Source organism: Actinacidiphila bryophytorum, assembly GCF_016916835.1.
Taxonomy (GTDB): Bacteria; Actinomycetota; Actinomycetes; order Streptomycetales; family Streptomycetaceae; genus Actinacidiphila; species Actinacidiphila bryophytorum.
Genome location: NZ_JAFFIX010000002.1, coordinates 36,041 through 52,612, shown reverse-complemented (window position 1 = coordinate 52,612; position 16,572 = coordinate 36,041). Strand labels below are relative to the sequence as shown.

At 72.6% G+C, this 16,572-nt stretch carries 14 protein-coding genes; 12 read left to right on the top strand and 2 right to left on the bottom strand.

Features of this window, described 5'->3' with window-relative positions; all coding sequences use genetic code 11:
• Positions 1 to 24: 24 nt before the first annotated feature.
• The 6 genes from JT723_RS03420 (at position 25) to lipP1 (ending at position 5,947) form a co-directional block, all read left to right on the top strand.
• On the top strand, positions 25 to 321 hold the full coding sequence (locus tag JT723_RS03420; protein ID WP_205042873.1) for a phosphopantetheine-binding protein: 297 nt from the start codon (positions 25 to 27) through the stop codon (positions 319 to 321).
• Positions 321 to 1,325 carry a hypothetical protein gene (locus JT723_RS03415; RefSeq protein WP_205042872.1) on the top strand — a complete coding sequence of 335 codons (1,005 nt, stop codon included), beginning with the start codon at positions 321 to 323 and terminating at the stop codon, positions 1,323 to 1,325. Before JT723_RS03420 ends, JT723_RS03415 begins: the two co-directional genes overlap by 1 nt.
• Before the next feature lie 524 nt (positions 1,326 to 1,849).
• Complete coding sequence (locus JT723_RS03410; protein ID WP_251513015.1) at positions 1,850 to 2,926, top strand: alpha-hydroxy acid oxidase; 1,077 nt, start codon at positions 1,850 to 1,852, stop codon at positions 2,924 to 2,926.
• The gene (locus JT723_RS03405) at positions 2,923 to 4,236 is read left to right on the top strand and encodes an aminotransferase-like domain-containing protein (protein WP_205042870.1); all 1,314 of its coding nucleotides are present in this window, start codon (positions 2,923 to 2,925) and stop codon (positions 4,234 to 4,236) included. The genes JT723_RS03410 and JT723_RS03405 overlap by 4 nt, the downstream gene beginning before the upstream one ends.
• Positions 4,233 to 5,009 (top strand): 4'-phosphopantetheinyl transferase family protein, encoded by a 777-nt coding sequence (locus tag JT723_RS03400; protein WP_205042869.1) that lies wholly within the window; start codon positions 4,233 to 4,235, stop codon positions 5,007 to 5,009. Before JT723_RS03405 ends, JT723_RS03400 begins: the two co-directional genes overlap by 4 nt.
• Positions 5,006 to 5,947: a LipP1 family hormone-sensitive lipase gene (gene lipP1 / locus JT723_RS03395; protein ID WP_205042868.1), complete on the top strand. Its 942-nt coding sequence runs from the start codon at positions 5,006 to 5,008 to the stop codon at positions 5,945 to 5,947. The genes JT723_RS03400 and lipP1 overlap by 4 nt, the downstream gene beginning before the upstream one ends.
• A 173-nt stretch (positions 5,948 to 6,120) precedes the next feature.
• On the opposite strand, the gene JT723_RS03390 is transcribed toward lipP1, so the two are convergent.
• The gene (locus JT723_RS03390; protein ID WP_205042867.1) at positions 6,121 to 7,092 is read right to left on the bottom strand and encodes an acetylxylan esterase; all 972 of its coding nucleotides are present in this window, start codon (positions 7,090 to 7,092) and stop codon (positions 6,121 to 6,123) included.
• 88 nt (positions 7,093 to 7,180) lie between these two features.
• Positions 7,181 to 8,218 carry a LacI family DNA-binding transcriptional regulator gene (locus JT723_RS03385; protein ID WP_205042866.1) on the bottom strand — a complete coding sequence of 346 codons (1,038 nt, stop codon included), beginning with the start codon at positions 8,216 to 8,218 and terminating at the stop codon, positions 7,181 to 7,183.
• 318 nt (positions 8,219 to 8,536) lie between these two features.
• Here JT723_RS03385 and JT723_RS03380 point away from each other — a divergent pair, with 318 nt between their 5' ends.
• From JT723_RS03380 to JT723_RS03355, 6 genes are read left to right on the top strand one after another with little or no spacing between them, the layout of a single operon-like run.
• Complete coding sequence (locus JT723_RS03380) at positions 8,537 to 9,559, top strand: ABC transporter permease (RefSeq protein ID WP_372441215.1); 1,023 nt, start codon at positions 8,537 to 8,539, stop codon at positions 9,557 to 9,559.
• Between the two features lie 2 nt (positions 9,560 to 9,561).
• Positions 9,562 to 10,479 carry a carbohydrate ABC transporter permease gene (locus tag JT723_RS03375; protein ID WP_240165061.1) on the top strand — a complete coding sequence of 306 codons (918 nt, stop codon included), beginning with the start codon at positions 9,562 to 9,564 and terminating at the stop codon, positions 10,477 to 10,479.
• A gap of 48 nt (positions 10,480 to 10,527) precedes the next feature.
• Entirely contained in the window at positions 10,528 to 12,204 is a 1,677-nt protein-coding gene (locus tag JT723_RS03370; RefSeq protein ID WP_205042865.1) for an ABC transporter substrate-binding protein, read from the top strand.
• Positions 12,205 to 12,259: 55 nt separating this feature from the next.
• A complete protein-coding gene (locus tag JT723_RS03365; RefSeq protein ID WP_205042864.1) occupies positions 12,260 to 13,801 on the top strand; it encodes a GH39 family glycosyl hydrolase in 1,542 nt (513 codons plus the stop codon).
• Position 13,802: 1 nt separating this feature from the next.
• Positions 13,803 to 14,492, top strand: coding sequence for a hypothetical protein (locus tag JT723_RS03360; protein ID WP_205042863.1), 690 nt, complete (start codon positions 13,803 to 13,805; stop codon positions 14,490 to 14,492).
• Positions 14,489 to 16,516 (top strand): beta-galactosidase, encoded by a 2,028-nt coding sequence (locus tag JT723_RS03355; protein ID WP_205042862.1) that lies wholly within the window; start codon positions 14,489 to 14,491, stop codon positions 16,514 to 16,516. Before JT723_RS03360 ends, JT723_RS03355 begins: the two co-directional genes overlap by 4 nt.
• The last annotated feature ends 56 nt before the right edge of the window (positions 16,517 to 16,572 follow it).

The following is a 16,572-nucleotide window of genomic DNA, read 5'->3' as shown; positions in this document are numbered from 1 at the left end:
TTCCCCCGCCAGGAGGCACCACCGATGACGGAGCAGGACACCACAGCCGAGGCCGCCGACCCGGCGCTGCGCGACCGCCTGGTCGACAGCATCCGCGACCTCCTCCCGCAGGTCCTCGGGCGCGAGGTCGCCGGCGTCACCGCCGACACCGCCCTCATGGACGCGCTCGGGATCAGCTCCACCACCGGCCTCGAACTCGTCCTCGAACTGGAGGAGCGCCTCGAACTGGAGATCAGCGTCGAGGAGCTGGGCCGCGACGACTTCGGCACGGTCGGCTCGCTCGCCGCGTACGTGGCGGGAAACCTGCTCACGGAAGCGTGATGATGCGGACCTTCGTGCCCCATGCCGCCGCCGACGAGGCCCCCGCCGGGTGGGGGGTGCGCCGGGCCGCCCGGCTGGACTTCCCAGGCCCCGCGGCCCTCGCCGCCGACCCCGTGCACACCGAACGGCTGCGCGTCTACCTCACCGACCTGCTGCACCCCTACGGACTCGCCCTGGACGAGGCCGCGTTGGCGCGCGGCGGCCAGTCGTACGCGGAGATGGGCGAGGCGCTCATCGCCCTCGCCCTCCCTCCCGGCGAGTCCGTCGACCTGCTCGTCCTCGCCTACGCCGTCCCCGACATCGCCCCCGGCCGCGCCACGACCACCCGGCTCAGCCACGTCTGCCCCGGCGCCCCGATGGCCTTCGCGGTCACCGACCAGGCCGCGACCGCCCCGTTCACGGCCCTGCGCCTGATCCGCGCCTACGCCAGTGCCCCGGCCATGTCCCGCGCGCTGCTGCTGATCGCAGAACAGCCGTCCGTCCCCTACGACGCGCACCTCCCCCGCACCCTCCCGCACACGGCAAGCGCCGTGGCCTTCGTCCTCGGCCCTGACAGCCCTTTCCCACTGACGCTGCCAACGGCGCCACCCGCGCCGGGGAGAGTGGGTGCGGTGTCGCCGCCCGCGGGCGGGGGAGCGGGTGGGGCGATGGCGCTGTCCGCGCCTGGGGAAGCGGGCGCGGATACCGTGCGGCCCGCGCTCGGTGGAGCGGACGCGGTCGGCGCGCTGATCGCCGCTGCACCTGGCCCGGTGACCGCGATCCTCGGCCCGGGCCTCACCCCTGCCGCCGCCCCCGGCGCGCACCGCGCGCGTACCGCAGACCCGGGGCGACCCACCACCGGCGTGTGGTGGGAACTGGCCGCCGAGGTGGCGGCCATGCGGGACGCGCCGGCCGCCGCCCCGCCGCACCTGCTGGTCGCGGACCGCGACGCAGCCTCCGGCGCCCTGTCACTGGCCGCCCTCACCCCCGCACTGGAAGCCGCCGTGTCCGGGAGCCAGCCATGAACGCCCCCACACCGCCCCCGCCCCCCGCCGCAACACCCCGCCCCCCCGAGCCCATCCTGACCACCCCGCCCAACTCGGCGACGAGTGCGCCGCCCGCACCGATCCTGGCTGCCGCATCTGGCCCGCCGCCTGCGCCGGCCTCGGCCGCGACGCCTGGTGCGGCAGCCGGCTCGGCGCCGGCACCGACCGCGCCCCCCGGCACGCGGCCCGCTGCCGCCGGAGTCCCCGGCGCGCCGCCCAGGCCCGCCCTGGCCGCGACGTCCGGTCCGCCGCCTGCGCCAGCCGGGGCCGCGGCGGCCGACTCGACGCCCCCGCTGGCTGCGGTGCCCGGCTCAGCGGCGGGCTCGCGGCACGCGTCGGCTCTGGCCGCGACGTCCGGCCCGCCGCCTGCTCCCGGCTCGGCCGGGGCATCCGGCCCGGCTGCCGGCTCGCCGCCCGCGCCCCCCGGCGCGCTCGCCGGAGACCTCGGTCCGAGGGGCGGGCAGGCTGTCGAGGGTCGGTCGGTGCGGGGGGTGCCCGGGACCGTGGAGGGGTATCGGGCGCTGGCCCGGGGGCGGCTGGGGGGCGAGGTGTGGGACTTCTTCGAAGGCGGGGCCGAGAGTGAGCGGACCGTCGGGGACAATCGGCGGGCGTTCGGGCGGGTGACGTTGCGGCCGCGGGTGCTGGTGGACGTGTCGCGGTGCGACACCGCCGTGGAGGTGCTGGGGGCGCGGCTGCGTACGCCGGTGGGGGTGGCGCCCACCGCCTACCACCGGTTGGCGCACCCGGACGGCGAGGTCGCGACGGCCCAAGGCGCCGGCGCGGCGGGCGCGTTGTTCGTCGTCAGCATCTACGCGAGCCGCACGATCGAGGACGTCGCCGCGGCGGCGACGTCGCCCTGGTGGCTCCAGCTGTACTGGCTGCGGCGCCGCGACATCCTCGCGGACCTCGTCGCCCGGGCGGCAGCCGCCGGGTGCGGGGCGGTCGTCCTGACCGTGGACGCACCGCGGCTGGGCCGCAGGCACCGCGACGCCCGCAACGGCTTCGCGCTCGGCCCTGGCATCCGTGCCGCCAACCTCGACTCCGCCGTGACCGCCTCCGCCCACCTGCCGGCCGCAGGCCGCTCCGCGCTGGCCGCGCACGCCGTGGAGGCCGTCGACCCGTCGGTGACCTGGTCGGACCTGGCGTGGTTGCGGGCGCGCAGCGACCTCCCGCTGGTCCTCAAGGGCGTCCTCACCGCCCAGGACGCGGCCCTGGCCGTGGACCACGGCGCCGACGCGGTCGTCGTGTCCAACCACGGCGGGCGCCAACTCGACCGCGCACCCGCCACGTTGGACGCCCTGGCCGAGGTCGTGGCCGCGGTCGGCGGCGCGATCCCGGTGCTGCTGGACGGCGGGGTGCGCGGCGGCACCGACGCCTTCGCCGCGCTGGCGCTGGGCGCCCGCGCGGTCCTGCTGGGCCGCCCCGCCCTGTGGGGTCTCGCGGCGGGCGGCGCCGCCGGGGTGGCCGGCGTACTCGACCTGGCCACCGAGGAGTTGGCGCACACCATGGCCCTGGCGGGACGCCCCGACCTGGCGTCGATCGACGGCTCGGCCGTACGGCTGCGGGCGGAGGCACGATGACGGTCCTGCTGCGACGCGACGACCTGCACGCCTCGGTGTCCGACCCCGAGTCGGCGTCGATGAACTTCCTCAACGAGGTCGCCGCCCGCTTCCCCGCCGCGATCTCGCTGGCCGCGGGCCGCCCCTACGACGGTTTCCACACCACCGACGACCTCGACCGCTACCTGCGCGGCTACCTCGCGCACCTCGAAGCGCTCGGCCTCAGCCACGAGCAGCGGCAGCGCCAACTCCTGCAGTACGGGCGGACCAACGGCCACCTGGGCGCGCTCATCGCGCGCATGCTGCTGGTGGACGAGGGCATCGAGGTGCCCGAGCAGGCGGTCATGGTCACCAGCGGCTGCCAGGAGGCGATGGTGGTCGCGCTGCGCGGCCTGTGCGCGCGGCCCGGCGACGTGGTGCTCGCCGTCGAGCCCTGCTACGTGGGGCTCACCGGAGCCGCCCGGGTGCTCGGCGTCGAGGTCGTCCCCGTGCCGGAGTCGGCGGAGGGGCTCGACCCGGACACGGTGCCCGCGGTGGTGGCCGCGGTCAGGGCCTCGGGGCGCCGGCCCCGCGCCCTCTACCTGGTGCCCAACTTCGCGAACCCGTCCGGCGCTTCGATGCCGGTGGCCGCGCGGCACCGGCTGCTGGAAGTGGCCGCCGAGTGCGACCTGCTGCTGCTGGAGGACGACCCGTACGGCCTCTTCGGCCTGGACGACGAACCCCGGCCCACGCTCAAGGCGCTGGACACCGGCGAACGGGTCGTCTACCTCGGCTCGTTCGCGAAGTCCTGCTTCCCCGGCGCCCGGGTCGGCTTCCTGGTCGCCGACCAGACGGTGGTGGACGCGGTCGGCCGGCGGACCCTGCTGGCCGAGGAACTGTCCGCGGTCAAGAGCCTGTTGACCGTCAACACCTCCCCGGTCGCGCAGGCGGTCATCGGCGGCTTCCTGGTGGAGTCGGGGTGCAGCGTGCGGGCGGCCGGCAAGGAGAAGACCGCCTTCTACCGGCGCAACCTGCGGACGCTGCTCGGCGCCCTGGAGACGTCCTTCGGCGGCGATCCGCGGGTGCACTGGAACACCCCCGCGGGCGGCTTCTTCGCCGTCCTCGACGTGCCGCTGACCGCGGACGAGGCGCTGCTGGAGACCTCGGGGCGGGACTACGGGGTGCTGTGGACCCCGATGAGCTTCTTCTACGGCTTCGACGGCCGGGGGCCGGGCGGCGGGGGCCGCCGGCAGATCCGGCTGTCGTGCAGCGCGCTGCCGCCCGAGGACATCGGCGAGGGCGTACGGCGACTGGCACAGCTGGTCGGCGACCGTGCGGAGGAGGAGCGGTGACCGCCGACGAGGTCCAGGTGTGGCTGGTGCCCGACGTGCGGTCCGAGCAGGTCGTCGCGGACCTGCTCGGCGTACTGGACGACGGTGAGCGGCAGCGGGCGGCGGCGTACCGCTCGGCCGACGACCGGCGGCGCTTCGTCGTCGCCCACGGCGCCCTGCGCCACATCGTCGCCGCCCGCACCGGCGCTGCGCCCGCCGCCATCCGCTGGGTGCGCGGCCCGCACGGCAAGCCGGACATGGCCGGCCCGCGGCCCGCCGTACAGGTCAACCTCTCGCACTCCGGCGACCTCGCCCTGGTCGCGGTCACCGCGGTGCGCCGCGTCGGCGTGGACGTCCAGCAGGTCCTGCCGCACCTGGACGCGGCCGCGGTGGCCCGCCGCTACTTCCCGCCCGCGGAGGCCGAGTCGGTGGGCGCGACCGCCGACCCCGCGGGCCGGGCCGACCTGTTCGCGCGGCTGTGGTCGCGCAAGGAGGCGCTGACCAAGGCACACGGCGGCCGACTGACCCAGGGCCTGCGCATCCCGGTCCTCCCGCACCGGGTGCCGCCCGCCCGCCCTGAGGACGCCTGGTCGGCCGGCTACCGCATCACCGACCTGCCGGCCCCGCCCGGCTACCGGGCGGCCGTCGCCCTGTCCGGCCCCGCGGACTACCGGGTGGCCCTCAACCACTGGACCCCGCAGGCCCCTTCACCGCAGCAGCCGGAGCAGCCGCAGCAGCCCCAGCAGCCACCGCACCCGTCAAGCCACCCGCCGCCCGGAGGTCGCCGACCGTGACGCTCGACCCGCAGATCCAGGACATGCGCGACCGGCGCGCCCGTACCGGCGAACCGCCGCTGTACACACTGTCGATCGCCGAGGCGCGGGCCGCCGACCTGGCCGCGATCCAGGCGGACGCGGGCACCCCGCGCGCCCTGTACGAGGTGCACGACCGGGAGATCCCCGGCCCCGGCGGTCCGCTGCCGCTGCGGATCTACCGACCCGGACCTGACCCGCAACTCCCGGTGCTGCTCTACTACTTCGGCGGCGGCTGGACGCTGGGCAGCATCGACACCGCGGACGCGGTGTGCCGGGCGCTGGCCGCGGAGGCCGGGTGCCTGGTCGCGAGCGTCGGGTACCGCCTGGCGCCCGAACACCCCTTCCCCGCCGCCGTGCACGACTGCCACGCCGCCCTGCGCTGGGTCGCCGCGCACGCGGCCGAGATCGGCGCCGACCCGGCCAGGCTCGCCGTCGGCGGCGACAGCGCGGGCGGCAACCTGGCCGCCGCGGTGACCCTGCTGGCCCGCGACGCCGGCGGCCCCCCGCTGCTCGCCCAACTCCTGGTGTACCCCAACACCGACCAGTCGGCCGACGACGCCTCGATGCGCGCCAACGACGACCCGTGGCTCTTCAACCACCACTCGGTGGCCTGGTACGCCCGCCACTACCTCGCCACCCCGTCCGACGCGGCCGACCCCCTCGCCTCGCCGCTGCGCGCCCCCGACCTGGCGGCCCTGCCCCCCGCCCTGGTCATCACGGCGGAACACGACCCCCTCCGCGACCAGGGCGAGTCCTACGCCCACCGCCTGACCGCCGCCGGCGTCCCGGTGGAACTGACCCGCTATCCCGGCATGCCCCACGGCTTCTTCGCGATGACAGCCACCACCCCCGCGGCCGCCAGGGCGCAGTCCCGGTCCGCCGCCTTCCTCCGCACCCGCTTCGCCCGCGAGGCCTAGGCCGTGTTTTGGAAGTAGCGCCGTCCGCCCACAGGGCGGGCCCCGCGGCGTCTGGTGCGTGCGATCGCAAGGCGGAGGGTCGTCCTCGTAGTGGGCCTACTCGGACGACTCCGGCAACGCAGCGAGCGTGCAGGCCAGGCGTCGCGGGGCAGGCGGGACCTCCAAAACACGGCCTAGTCCAACCGGCTCGCCAGCCAGGTGAGTTGGCGGCGGGTGTGGAGGGCCTCGCCACCCTCGTGGTGGTTGAAGGGGTAGACGTGGACCGTGCGGTCCGCGGCCGCGTAGTGGTTGTAGGCGGCGAAGACCGTGCTGGGAGGGCAGACCGTGTCGCGCAGGCCCACGCCGACGTGGAGGGGGGCGGTGGCGCGGCGGGCGAAGTGGATGCCGTCGACGTAGGCGAGGGTTCTGCGGACGGCGGGTTCCGCCTCGCGGTTGACCGCGAGGTAGCGGACGATCTCGCCGTAGGGGTCGGCGTCGGTGAGGTCGATGGCGCGCTGGATGTGGCACAGGAAGGGTGCCGAGATCATCAGGGCGGCGAGGTCGGGGACCAGGCCCGCGGCGGCGAGGGCCAGGCCGCCGCCCTGGCTGTTGCCGACGGCGGCGACGCGGCCGGGGTCGACGCCCGGGAGGGCGCGGGCGGCGGTGACGGCGCGGGCCGCGTCGGTGATCAGGCGGCGGTAGTAGTAGTCGTGCGGGGTGAGGATGCCGCGGGTGGCGACGCCGGGGCCGCCGGGGGCGGCGGGTGCCGGGTCGGGGGTGGCGCCGCCGTTGCCGTACAGGTCGCCCTGGCCGCGGCTGTCCATCAGCAGGTGGGCGTAGCCGGCGGCGGCCCAGGTGAGGCGCTCGTGCGGGAGGCCGCGTCCGCGTCCGTAGCCGAGGTATTCCACGACCGCGGGCAGGTCGGCGGTGGCGCCGCGGGGGCGGGTGAACCAGCCGCGTACCGGCTGGCCTTCGTAGCCGGCGAAGGTCACGTCCCAGGTGTCGACCAGGCTCAGCCCGGTGTCGGCGGGTGCGACGTCGATCAGTACGGGGGTCGCGTCGGCCTGCTTGAGGGTGGCGGCCCAGAAGGCGTCGAAGTCGTCGGGTTCCGGCACGTCGGGGGCGTACTGCTGCAACTCCCCGAGCGGTAGGTCGAACAGGGGCACGTGTCCTCCAAGGGGCCTGCCGGGTAAGGGGGTTGGGCTGCGACGCGGGTTCGGCGCACCGGCGCCGGCGTACGACCGGGCGCGCGGTTCAGGGCGCGGGTCTGGGCGGTGCGGTGCTGGCGCGGACGACCAGTTCCGTGCCCAGGTCGATGCGGCTGGTCGGCACCTCGACGCCGGCCGCCAGGTCGAGCAGCATCCGGGTGGCGGTTCCCGCCATGTCGTGCAGCGGCTGGTGGACGGTGGTGAGCGGGGGTTCCATCCACTCGGCGACCGGCAGGTCGTCGTAGCCGACCACCGACAGGTCGCCCGGCAGGTCGAGGCCGAGGTGGCGGGCGGCCCGCAGGACGCCCATGGCCTGCGCGTCGGACCCGGCGAAGATCGCGGTCGGCGGGTCGGGCAGCCGCAGCAGCTCCATGCCGTACTCGTAGCCGGCGTTGAGGTAGAAGGTGCCGTGCCGCACCAGCGAGGGGTCCATCGCCAGGCCCGCCTCGTCGTGCGCCGAGCTGAATCCGGCCAGCCGGGCGCGGCTGCACAGCAGGTCCTCGGGCCCGGAGATCATGCCGATCCTGCGGTGGCCGAGTTCCAGCAGGTGGCGGGCGGCGACCAGGCCGCCGTTCCAGTTGTTGGAGCCGACGGTGGGCACGGACGCCGGGGTCGCGCTGTCGGTGTCGACGGCCACGAAGGGCACCCGCTGCCTGCGGAGTTTCTCCTGCTGACCGGGCGTCAGCCCACACTGCACCAGGAGTACGCCGAGCGGCTGGCGGCCGACGATGAGATCGAGCCAGGTGTCGGAGGGCCGGTGGCTGCCGCCCATCTGGGTGAGCACCAGTTCGACCCCGGCGGCCGCCGCGGCCTCCTCGACGCCACGGATGATCTCCATGGCCCACGCGGAGTCGAACTCGTGGAAGACCAGGTGGACCTGGCTGGTGGCCTCGGCGGGGCGGCGGGTCCTGCGCCGGTAGCGGTGCCGTTCGAGGCTCGCCTCGACCCGCGCCCTGGTTTCCGGGGCGACGTCGGCGCGTCCGTTGAGCACCTTGGAGACGGTCGCGACCGACACGCCGACCTCCGCGGCGATGGTGGCGATCGTCGCGGCACGCTGCCCGCCTGCTGAAACGGAACTGGTCAAAGGGGGAGCCCTACGCTGCTGGGTCTGCTGGGACTTCGAAACTTTCGGTTTTTGTCGTGAAACTGTCTGAACCGAACGAGTGGCCAGGCGGTGAATATACGCCACCTGGGGCGGCTCGGCCAGGCTGGAAACCCGCTGTCGCGCCTATTGACACCCGTTCTGCCACGTCCTTAGGCTGCCCGACACATTAAGCACGAGTTTCGAAAGTTTCGACTCCGCCCGCTAGTTCTCATGCCGCCTCCTGGAAGGCCCTCCCCGGCCTGACCAGTGCCAGCGTCGGTGGGCGTGCGTCGCCCATCCACCGCACGGAGGCCCACGATGAGCACGACCAGGACGGTGGACCTGCCGTCCGACGCGCCCGGCGCGGGCGGGCGGAGTTCCGCCCGGACCCGGCCGAAAGGGCGCGTCGGGCGCATGGGCCGCAACCGCAGCCAGGGGCGGCGCACCTGGCGCCAGTCACTGCGCCGCGACTGGCAGCTCTACTCGCTCGCGGTGCTGCCGCTGACCTTCTTCGCGGTGTTCCGCTATCTGCCGATGGCCGGGAACGTCATCGCCTTCCGCCGCTTCCACCCCGGCGGCAGCATGTTCGGCGACCAGTGGGTCGGCATGCGGTACTTCAGGCTGTTCTGGCACGACCCGACGTTCTGGCACGTCTTCACCAACACGCTGGTCATCGGGCTGCTGACGCTCGTCTTCTGCTTCCCGATGCCGATCGTGCTGGCGCTGCTGCTCAACGAGGTGCGCAGCCGCAAGTTCAAGAAGCTGGTCCAGTCGGTCTCGTACCTGCCGCACTTCCTGTCCACGGTGATCGTGGCCGGCGTGGTGATGCAGTTCCTGGCCGCGGACGGCCCGGTCAACCAGGCGCTGCACCACTTCGGGCACTCGCCGATCCTCTTCATCCAGCAACCCGGCTGGTTCCGCTCGATCTACGTGTCGTCCGAGCTGTGGCAGACCGTGGGCTGGGGCACCATCCTCTACCTGGCCGCGCTCACCTCGATCGACGACAACCTCTACGAGGCCGCGCGGATCGACGGCGCCAACCGGTGGAAGCAGACCTGGCACGTCACGCTGCCGGGCATCCGGCCGACGATGGTCACGCTGCTGATCCTCAACATCGGCACGTTCATGGCGGTCGGCTTCGAGAAGATCCTGCTCCTGTACAACCCGCTGACCTACCCGACGGCGGATGTCGTCTCCACGTACCTGTACCGGATGGGCGTGGTCTCCAACAACTTCAGCTACGCGGCCGCGATCGGCCTGTTCGAGTCGCTGATCGGCCTGGTGCTGATCGTGTCGGCCAACCGGATCTCCCGTCGCACAGTGGGGACGAGCCTGTGGTGACCCTGGACACCAACGCCACCATCGAGGACCGGCCGACGCAGCCGGCGGGCATCCGCACCACCCGCGGCTACCGGGTCTTCCAGGTCGTCAACGGCCTGATCCTGACCGGGGTCGTGATTGCGACCCTCTACCCGATCGTCAACATCGTGGCCCGCTCCTTCAGCAGCGACGGCTACATCCGCTCGGGCAAGGTCAACCTGCTGCCGCGCGGCTTCAACGTCACGACCTACAAGGCCGTGATGACCAACTCGATGTTCTGGACCGACTACCGCAACACGGTCGTCTACACCGTGGTCGCCACGGTCGTCGCGATGGTTCTGACCACTGCTTACGCGTACGTGCTGTCCAAGCGGGACCTGCGCGGCCGGGGCGTGCTGGTCGGGGTCGCGGTCTTCACGATGTTCTTCTCCGGCGGCCTGATCCCCAACTACGTCCTGGTCACCACCCTCGGCCTGAAGAACAGCGTGTGGGCCATCGCGCTGCCCAACGCGATCAGCGTCTTCAACCTGCTGGTGATGAAGGCGTTCTTCGAGGGGCTGCCGGTCGAACTGGAGGAGGCCGCCGCGATCGACGGCCTGAACACCTACGGCATCCTCTGGCGCGTGGTGCTGCCGCTGTCCAAGGCGGTGCTGGCCACGATGGTGCTCTTCTACGCGGTCTCCTTCTGGAACTCCTGGTTCGCCGCCTTCCTCTACATGGACCACTCCGACCTCATGCCGGTCACGGTCTACCTGCGCAACCTGATCTACGGGTCGACCAACGCGACGTCCGTCGGTGCCTCCGAGGCCGACGCGAGCGCGCTCGGCGCCAACATCCAGGCCGTCACGATCGTGCTGACCACGCTTCCGATCCTGGTCGTCTACCCCTTCGTCCAGCGGTACTTCGTCTCGGGAGTCACCCTCGGCGCGGTCAAGGGCTGACATCCCACCCACCTCGAACTCCCGCGCACGGCGGGAAGGGAGTCTGACATGAACAACATCTCCCGGCGCTCGATGCTGGTCTCGCTCGGTGCGGCCTCGCTCGGTGCGGCCACCCTGGGGCTCACCGGCTGCAGCAGCGACAGCGGTTCCGACGACAAGGGCAAGGACCTGTCGAAGAACAGAGAAGACGCCATGGACAAGTTCGGCGTCAACGAGCAGTTCAAGGCGGCCAAGCCGATCGCCTTCACCACGCTGCTCAACGACAACCCGGGCTATCCGGAGAAGGCCGGCTGGCTGTTCTGGACCGAGCTCGCCAAGCGCACCAACGTCACGCTCAAGCCGACCGTGGTGCCGCTCAGCGACTACGAGAACAAGCGCAGCGTCCTGATCGGCTCCGGCAGCGCCCCGGCCCTGCTGCCGAAGACCTACACCGGGCAGGAGGTGCCCTTCGTCGCCTCGGGCGCGATCCTGGCGGTCAGCGACTACGTCGACCTGCTGCCCAACTACCGCGACAAGGTCGCCCGGTGGAATCTGCAGGGCGACGTGGAGACCCTCCTGCAGGACGACGGCAAGTACTACGTGCTGCCCGGTCTGCACCAGGACGTGTGGATCGACTACACCTTCGCGATCCGCACCGACATCCTCGAGGAGCTGGGTCTGCAGGTCCCCGAGACGCTCGACGACCTGCACAACGTGCTCAAGGCGATGAAGGCCGCGCACCCCGACTCGTACCCGATGTCGGACCGCTGGAACCAGCCCACCGCGGGCGGTGCGCTGCTGCAGACCATCGGCCAGGCCTACGGCTGCGGTTACGGCGGCGGCTGGGGCTACCAGAACGCCACCTTCGACACCGCCGCCGGCAAGTTCGTCCTCACCGGTGCGATGGACCAGTACAAGGGCATGATCGAGTACGTCCACACGCTGGTGGCGGAGAAGCTGCTGGACCCGGAGAGCTTCACCCAGACCGACGACCAGGCCGAGGCGAAGTTCACCTCCGGCAAGTCGTTCGTGATCAGCACCAACGCGCAGGAGCTGGTCAACATCTACCGTCCGGGCCTGGCCAAGTCGGTCCCGAACGGCAAGGTCGCCAAGATCCCGGTGCCGATCGGCCCGGCCGGTGCCGTGAAGGTCGGCCTGCGGCTGGAGAACGGCCTGATGATCTCCACCAAGGCGCGCGACTCCAAGGACTTCGTCGCCATGATGCAGTTCGTGGACTGGCTGTTCTACTCCGACGACGGCCAGATCTTCGCCAAGTGGGGCGTCGAGGGCGTGACGTACACCCGTGACGCGGCCGGCAACTTCCACCTGACCAACGACGTCGACTACGTCGGGCTCAACCCGACCGCGACCAAGAAGCTCAACGTGGACTTCGGCTTCTCCAACGGCAACTTCGCCTACGGCGGCAGCACCCAGCTGCTGGAGTCGACCTTCTCGCAGGAGGAGAAGGACTTCCAGAAGGTGATGAACGCCCGCAAGACGCTGCCCGTGCCGCCGCCGCACCCGCTCAACGCCGACGAGCAGGAGCAGTTCGCGCTGTACGAGGCGCCGCTGAAGGACTACGTCCAGCAGCAGACCCTGAAGTTCATCCTCGGCGACCGCCCGCTCAGCCAGTGGGACGCCTTCAAGAGCGAACTCAAGGGCAAGAACGGCGACCAGTACCTCAGCCTGATCAACGGCGCCTACGACCGCTACAAGAAGTCCAAGGCCGGCGGCGACAAGAGCTGACCCCGGCGGAGCAGAACCGGCCGGCACCGACGCAGTCACAAAAGGACCACACCACATGCGCATCCACGTTCCCGACCAGCCCGCAGGACAGCTGACGGAGGCCTGGCGCCTCTGCGTCGGAACCGGCCGGTTCGACCTCGCGCTGCGGCGCGACTACCAGGACTCCCTGGCGCTCGTGCAGCGCGACATCGGATTCCGGCACATCAGGGGCCACGGCCTGCTCAGCGACAACGTCGGCATCCACCGGCCGTACGAGTACCAGGGGGTGCGGCACGTACGGCACTCCTTCGGCTACGTCGACCAGGTCGTCGACGCCTACCTCGACCTGGGGATCAAGCCCTTCGTCGAACTGGGCTTCATGCCCTCGGGCCTGGCCTCCGGCGACCAGACCGTCTTCTGGTGGCAGGGCAACGTCACCCCGCCGCGCGACTGGCGGGAGTGGGCGGAACTGGTGCGCGCCACCGTGCGGCACCTGATCGCGCGCTACGGCCTGGAGGAGGTGCGGACCTGGCCCATCGAGGTGTGGAACGAGCCGAACCTGGACGTCTTCTGGGAGGGCGCCGACCAGGACGCCTACCACCGGCTCTACGAGGTGACCGCGTCCGCCGTCAAGGACGTGGACGCGGCACTGCAGGTGGGCGGCCCCTCGCTGGCGCCCGGCTACCAGCCGGAGTGGATCACCCGCTTCGCCGACTTCGTCGCCGAGCGCTCGGCGCCGATCGACTTCGTCAGCCGGCACGCCTACACCTCGGGACCGGCCCAGGAGGTGCCCTTCGGCACCCACCAGACCCTGGTGCCCGCCTCGGGGCTGCTGGAGCAGTTCGCGGCGCCCGGCGAGCAGCTGGCCGGCACCGAGCTGGCCGAACTCCCGGTGCACATCACCGAGTTCAACTCCTCCTACCGCCCCGACAACCCGATCCACGACACCGCGATGCACGCCGCCTACCTGGCGCCGGTGCTGGCGGCGGGCGGCGACCTGGTCGACTCCTTCTCCTACTGGACCTTCAGCGACATGTTCGAGGAGGTCGGCATCCCCACCACCCTCTTCCACGGCGGGTTCGGCCTGCTGACGCACCGCCAGATCAAGAAGCCGACCTACCACCTGTACGCCTTCATGGCCCGCATGGGCGACACGGTGCTCGCCCGGGGCGAGGACCACCTGGTCACCCGGCACGACGACGGCCGGGTCACCGTCCTGGCCTGGGCGCCGGTCGACGTCACCGGCGGCGAACCGGTCGACGGCCACACCGTACGGCTGTCGGTCCCGGTGGGCGGCCCCGAGGGCTCGGCCGTCTACGCCCACCGCTCCACGGTCGCCGAGGACTCCGGCAACGCCTACGCCGCCTGGTGCGAGATGGGCCGGCCCGCCTCACCCGGCCGGCGCCAGCTCGACGCCCTGCGCGAGGCGTCGGAGCCCGCCCGCAGCCACCGCTCCCTGCCGGTGGCCGGCGGGCGCGTCGACTGCGACCTGGTGCTCGCCCGGCACGAGGTCACCCTGCTGGAACTGACACCGGTGCAGGACGAGACCCCCGCATGGTGGGACGAGAGCCGGCTGCTCGGCCTGGCCCCGCAGCCGCAGCGCGACGGAGGGGCATGACATGACGACCGCGTCCGCGGCACGCAAGGAGTTCGGCGAAGGCCCGCTGGCCCGCGCCGCCGCCCTGGTCTACAGCCTGCTCGTCCTCGAAGTGCTGCTGGTGCTGGGCGCGGCGCCCGGCCTGGTGCTGCTCGGGCTGCTCGACCGCGACGCGAGCAACGTGCCGCTGGCCGCGCTGTGCGCACTTCCCCTGGGACCGGCCTGGTCCGCGGCGCTCTACGCCTGGCACCACCGCAGCCGCGACCTGACGGAACTGCACCCGGCGAAGGCGTACCGGCGCGGGTACCGGGCCGCCGTCCCCGGGGTGTTCACGCTGTGGGCGCCGTGGCTCGTCGCGATGGGACTGGTCGGCACCGTCCTCACCCACCGCGACGCGGCCGGTGTGCCCGGCTGGTGGCTGGGGCTGCTCGCGGTGATCGCGGCGGTCTCCGCACTGTGGATGGCCAACGCGCTGGTGATCACCGCGCTGTTCACCTTCAAGGCCGTCGACACCGCACGGCTGGCCGCGTACTTCCTGGTGAAGTCCTTCAAGGCCACCGTGGGCAACCTGTGCGTGCTGGCCGCGGCCGTCGCCGTGACGGCCGCCGGCGCCCAGCTGCTGCCCCTGCTGCTGGCGTCGGTCGCCGCCGCGGGCACGCTGCTCAACAGCCGCCCGATGATCACCGAGATCCGCGAGGAATTCACCGCATGAGCCTGCCCGCCACCCCCAGCACGCCCTACGGCGGGGACTACAACCCCGAGCAGTGGCCGCAGGAGGTGTGGAAGCAGGACTACCGGCTCTTCGACAGCGCCCGCATCGACACCGTCACCCTCGGCGTCTTCACCTGGGCGCTGACCCAGCCGGCCGAGGAGACCTACGACTTCACCGTCCTGGACCGGATCGTCGCGGAGGCCGAGGCGCACGGCCGGCGGATCTGCCTGGCCACCGGCACCGGCGCCCACCCCGCATGGCTGGCCCGCGCCCACCCCGAGGTCACCCGCACCGACTTCGAGGGCCGCAGGCACCGCTACGGGCAGCGGCACAACTCCTGCCCCAGCTCCCCGGTCTTCCGGCGGCTGTCCGCGGCCGTCGCAGGGCGCATCGCGGAGCGGTACGCCGACCGGTCCGCGGTCATCGCCTGGCACGTGGGCAACGAATACGGCGGCGCCTGCTACTGCGAGAACTGCACGGCGGGCTTCCGCGGCTGGCTGCGCGAGCGGTACGCGACCCTGGACGCGCTCAACACCGCGTGGAACACCACGTTCTGGTCGCACACCTTCTCCGACTGGGACGAGATCGAGGCGCCCTCCGCGCTCACCGAGCACTGGCGCGGCCCCGACCACACCGCCTTCCAGGGCATCACCCTGGACTACCTGCGCTTCATGTCGGACGCGATGCTCGCCAACTTCCGCGACGAGAAGGCCGCGATCCGCCGCCACAGCCCCGACACCCCGGTCACCACCAACTTCATGGGCATGTACCGCCCGATCGACTACCACCGGTGGGCGCCCCACCTGGACTTCGCGTCCTGGGACAACTACCCGCCGGAAGACCAGTCGCCGGCCTGGATGGGACTGAGTCACGACCTGATGCGCGGCCTCAAGGACGGCCAGCCGTTCTGGCTGATGGAGCAGGCGCCGAGCACCACCGCGTGCCGCGACGTCAACCCGCTCAAGCGGCCGGGGGTGATGCGGCTGTGGAGCTGGCAGGCGGTCGCCCACGGCGCCGACGCGGTCCTCTTCTTCCAGATGCGCGCCTCACGGGGCGCCAGCGAGAAGCTCTTCGGTGCGGTCATCAACCACGCGGGACGCGACGACACCCGGGTCTTCCGCGAAGTCGCCGCCCTCGGCGAGGAGTTGGAGCGGCTGGGCAGTGCGGCGCTGGGTGCCCGCACACCGGCGCGCACCGCGCTGCTCTTCGACTGGGACAGCTGGTGGACGCTGGAGATCTCCGACGGCCCCTCCCGCCTGGTCCGCTACCAGCAGGTGGTGCTCAGCTACTACCGGGCGCTGTGGGAGGCGGGCGTCGACGTCGACGTCGTCCCGGTCACCGCCGACCTGTCGCGTTACGACGTGGTCGTCGCCCCGGCCCTGCACATGGTCAAGGGCGACCTGGCGCAGCGGCTCGAAGCGGTCGCCGAACGCGGCGGCTCCGTCCTGTCCTGCTACCTGTCGGGCCGGGTCGACGAGTCCGACAACGCCTTCCTCATGGACGTCCCCGGGCCGCTCGGCCCGCTGATGGGCGTCAGGATCGACGAATGGGACGCCCGCGGCCCCGAGTTCGCCAACCCGGTGCGCTTCGGCGACGGTTCCCCCGACGCCGAGGCCCGGCTGGTCTTCGAACTGGTCGTCCCGCAGGGAGCCGAGGTCCTGGCCACCTACCAGGCCGACTTCTACGCCGGTACACCCGCCGTCACCAGGAACCCCTTCGGCGCCGGGCACGGCTGGTACGTCGCCGCCGGGCTCGACCAGGCCGGCGTCGGCCACGTCGTGCGGCAGGTGCTCGACGCACACGGCATCGCGGGCCGCCACCCGGACCTGCCGCACCTGGAGACCGCCGCCCGCGTCGCGCCCGACGGGACAAGGCTGCTGTTCCTGCTCAACCACGCCGCCGAGCCGGTCGAGGTGCCCGCGGGCGCCGGAGGCCTGGACCTCCTCACCGGTGAACACATCACTCCGGGCCGCCCGTTCGGCCTGGACGCATACGGGGTGCGGGTGCTGCGCGAGGACGACTGAGCCCGCGCTCCGGCCCAGAACGCCGCCGCCCCTCGTCCGGAGGGCGGCGGCGTTCG

Bases quoted from the DNA above. Each gene is read 5' to 3' on its own strand.
- JT723_RS03355 (WP_205042862.1), top strand. From the start codon at position 14,489: ATGAGCCTGCCCGCCACCCCCAGCACGCCCTACGGCGGGGACTACAAC.
- JT723_RS03405 (WP_205042870.1), top strand. From the start codon at position 2,923: ATGACGGTCCTGCTGCGACGCGACGACCTGCACGCCTCGGTGTCCGAC.
- JT723_RS03365 (WP_205042864.1), top strand. From the start codon at position 12,260: ATGCGCATCCACGTTCCCGACCAGCCCGCAGGACAGCTGACGGAGGCC.
- JT723_RS03380 (WP_372441215.1), top strand. From the start codon at position 8,537: ATGAGCACGACCAGGACGGTGGACCTGCCGTCCGACGCGCCCGGCGCG.
- JT723_RS03360 (WP_205042863.1), top strand. From the start codon at position 13,803: ATGACGACCGCGTCCGCGGCACGCAAGGAGTTCGGCGAAGGCCCGCTG.
- JT723_RS03370 (WP_205042865.1), top strand. From the start codon at position 10,528: ATGAACAACATCTCCCGGCGCTCGATGCTGGTCTCGCTCGGTGCGGCC.
- JT723_RS03415 (WP_205042872.1), top strand. From the start codon at position 321: ATGATGCGGACCTTCGTGCCCCATGCCGCCGCCGACGAGGCCCCCGCC.
- JT723_RS03420 (WP_205042873.1), top strand. From the start codon at position 25: ATGACGGAGCAGGACACCACAGCCGAGGCCGCCGACCCGGCGCTGCGC.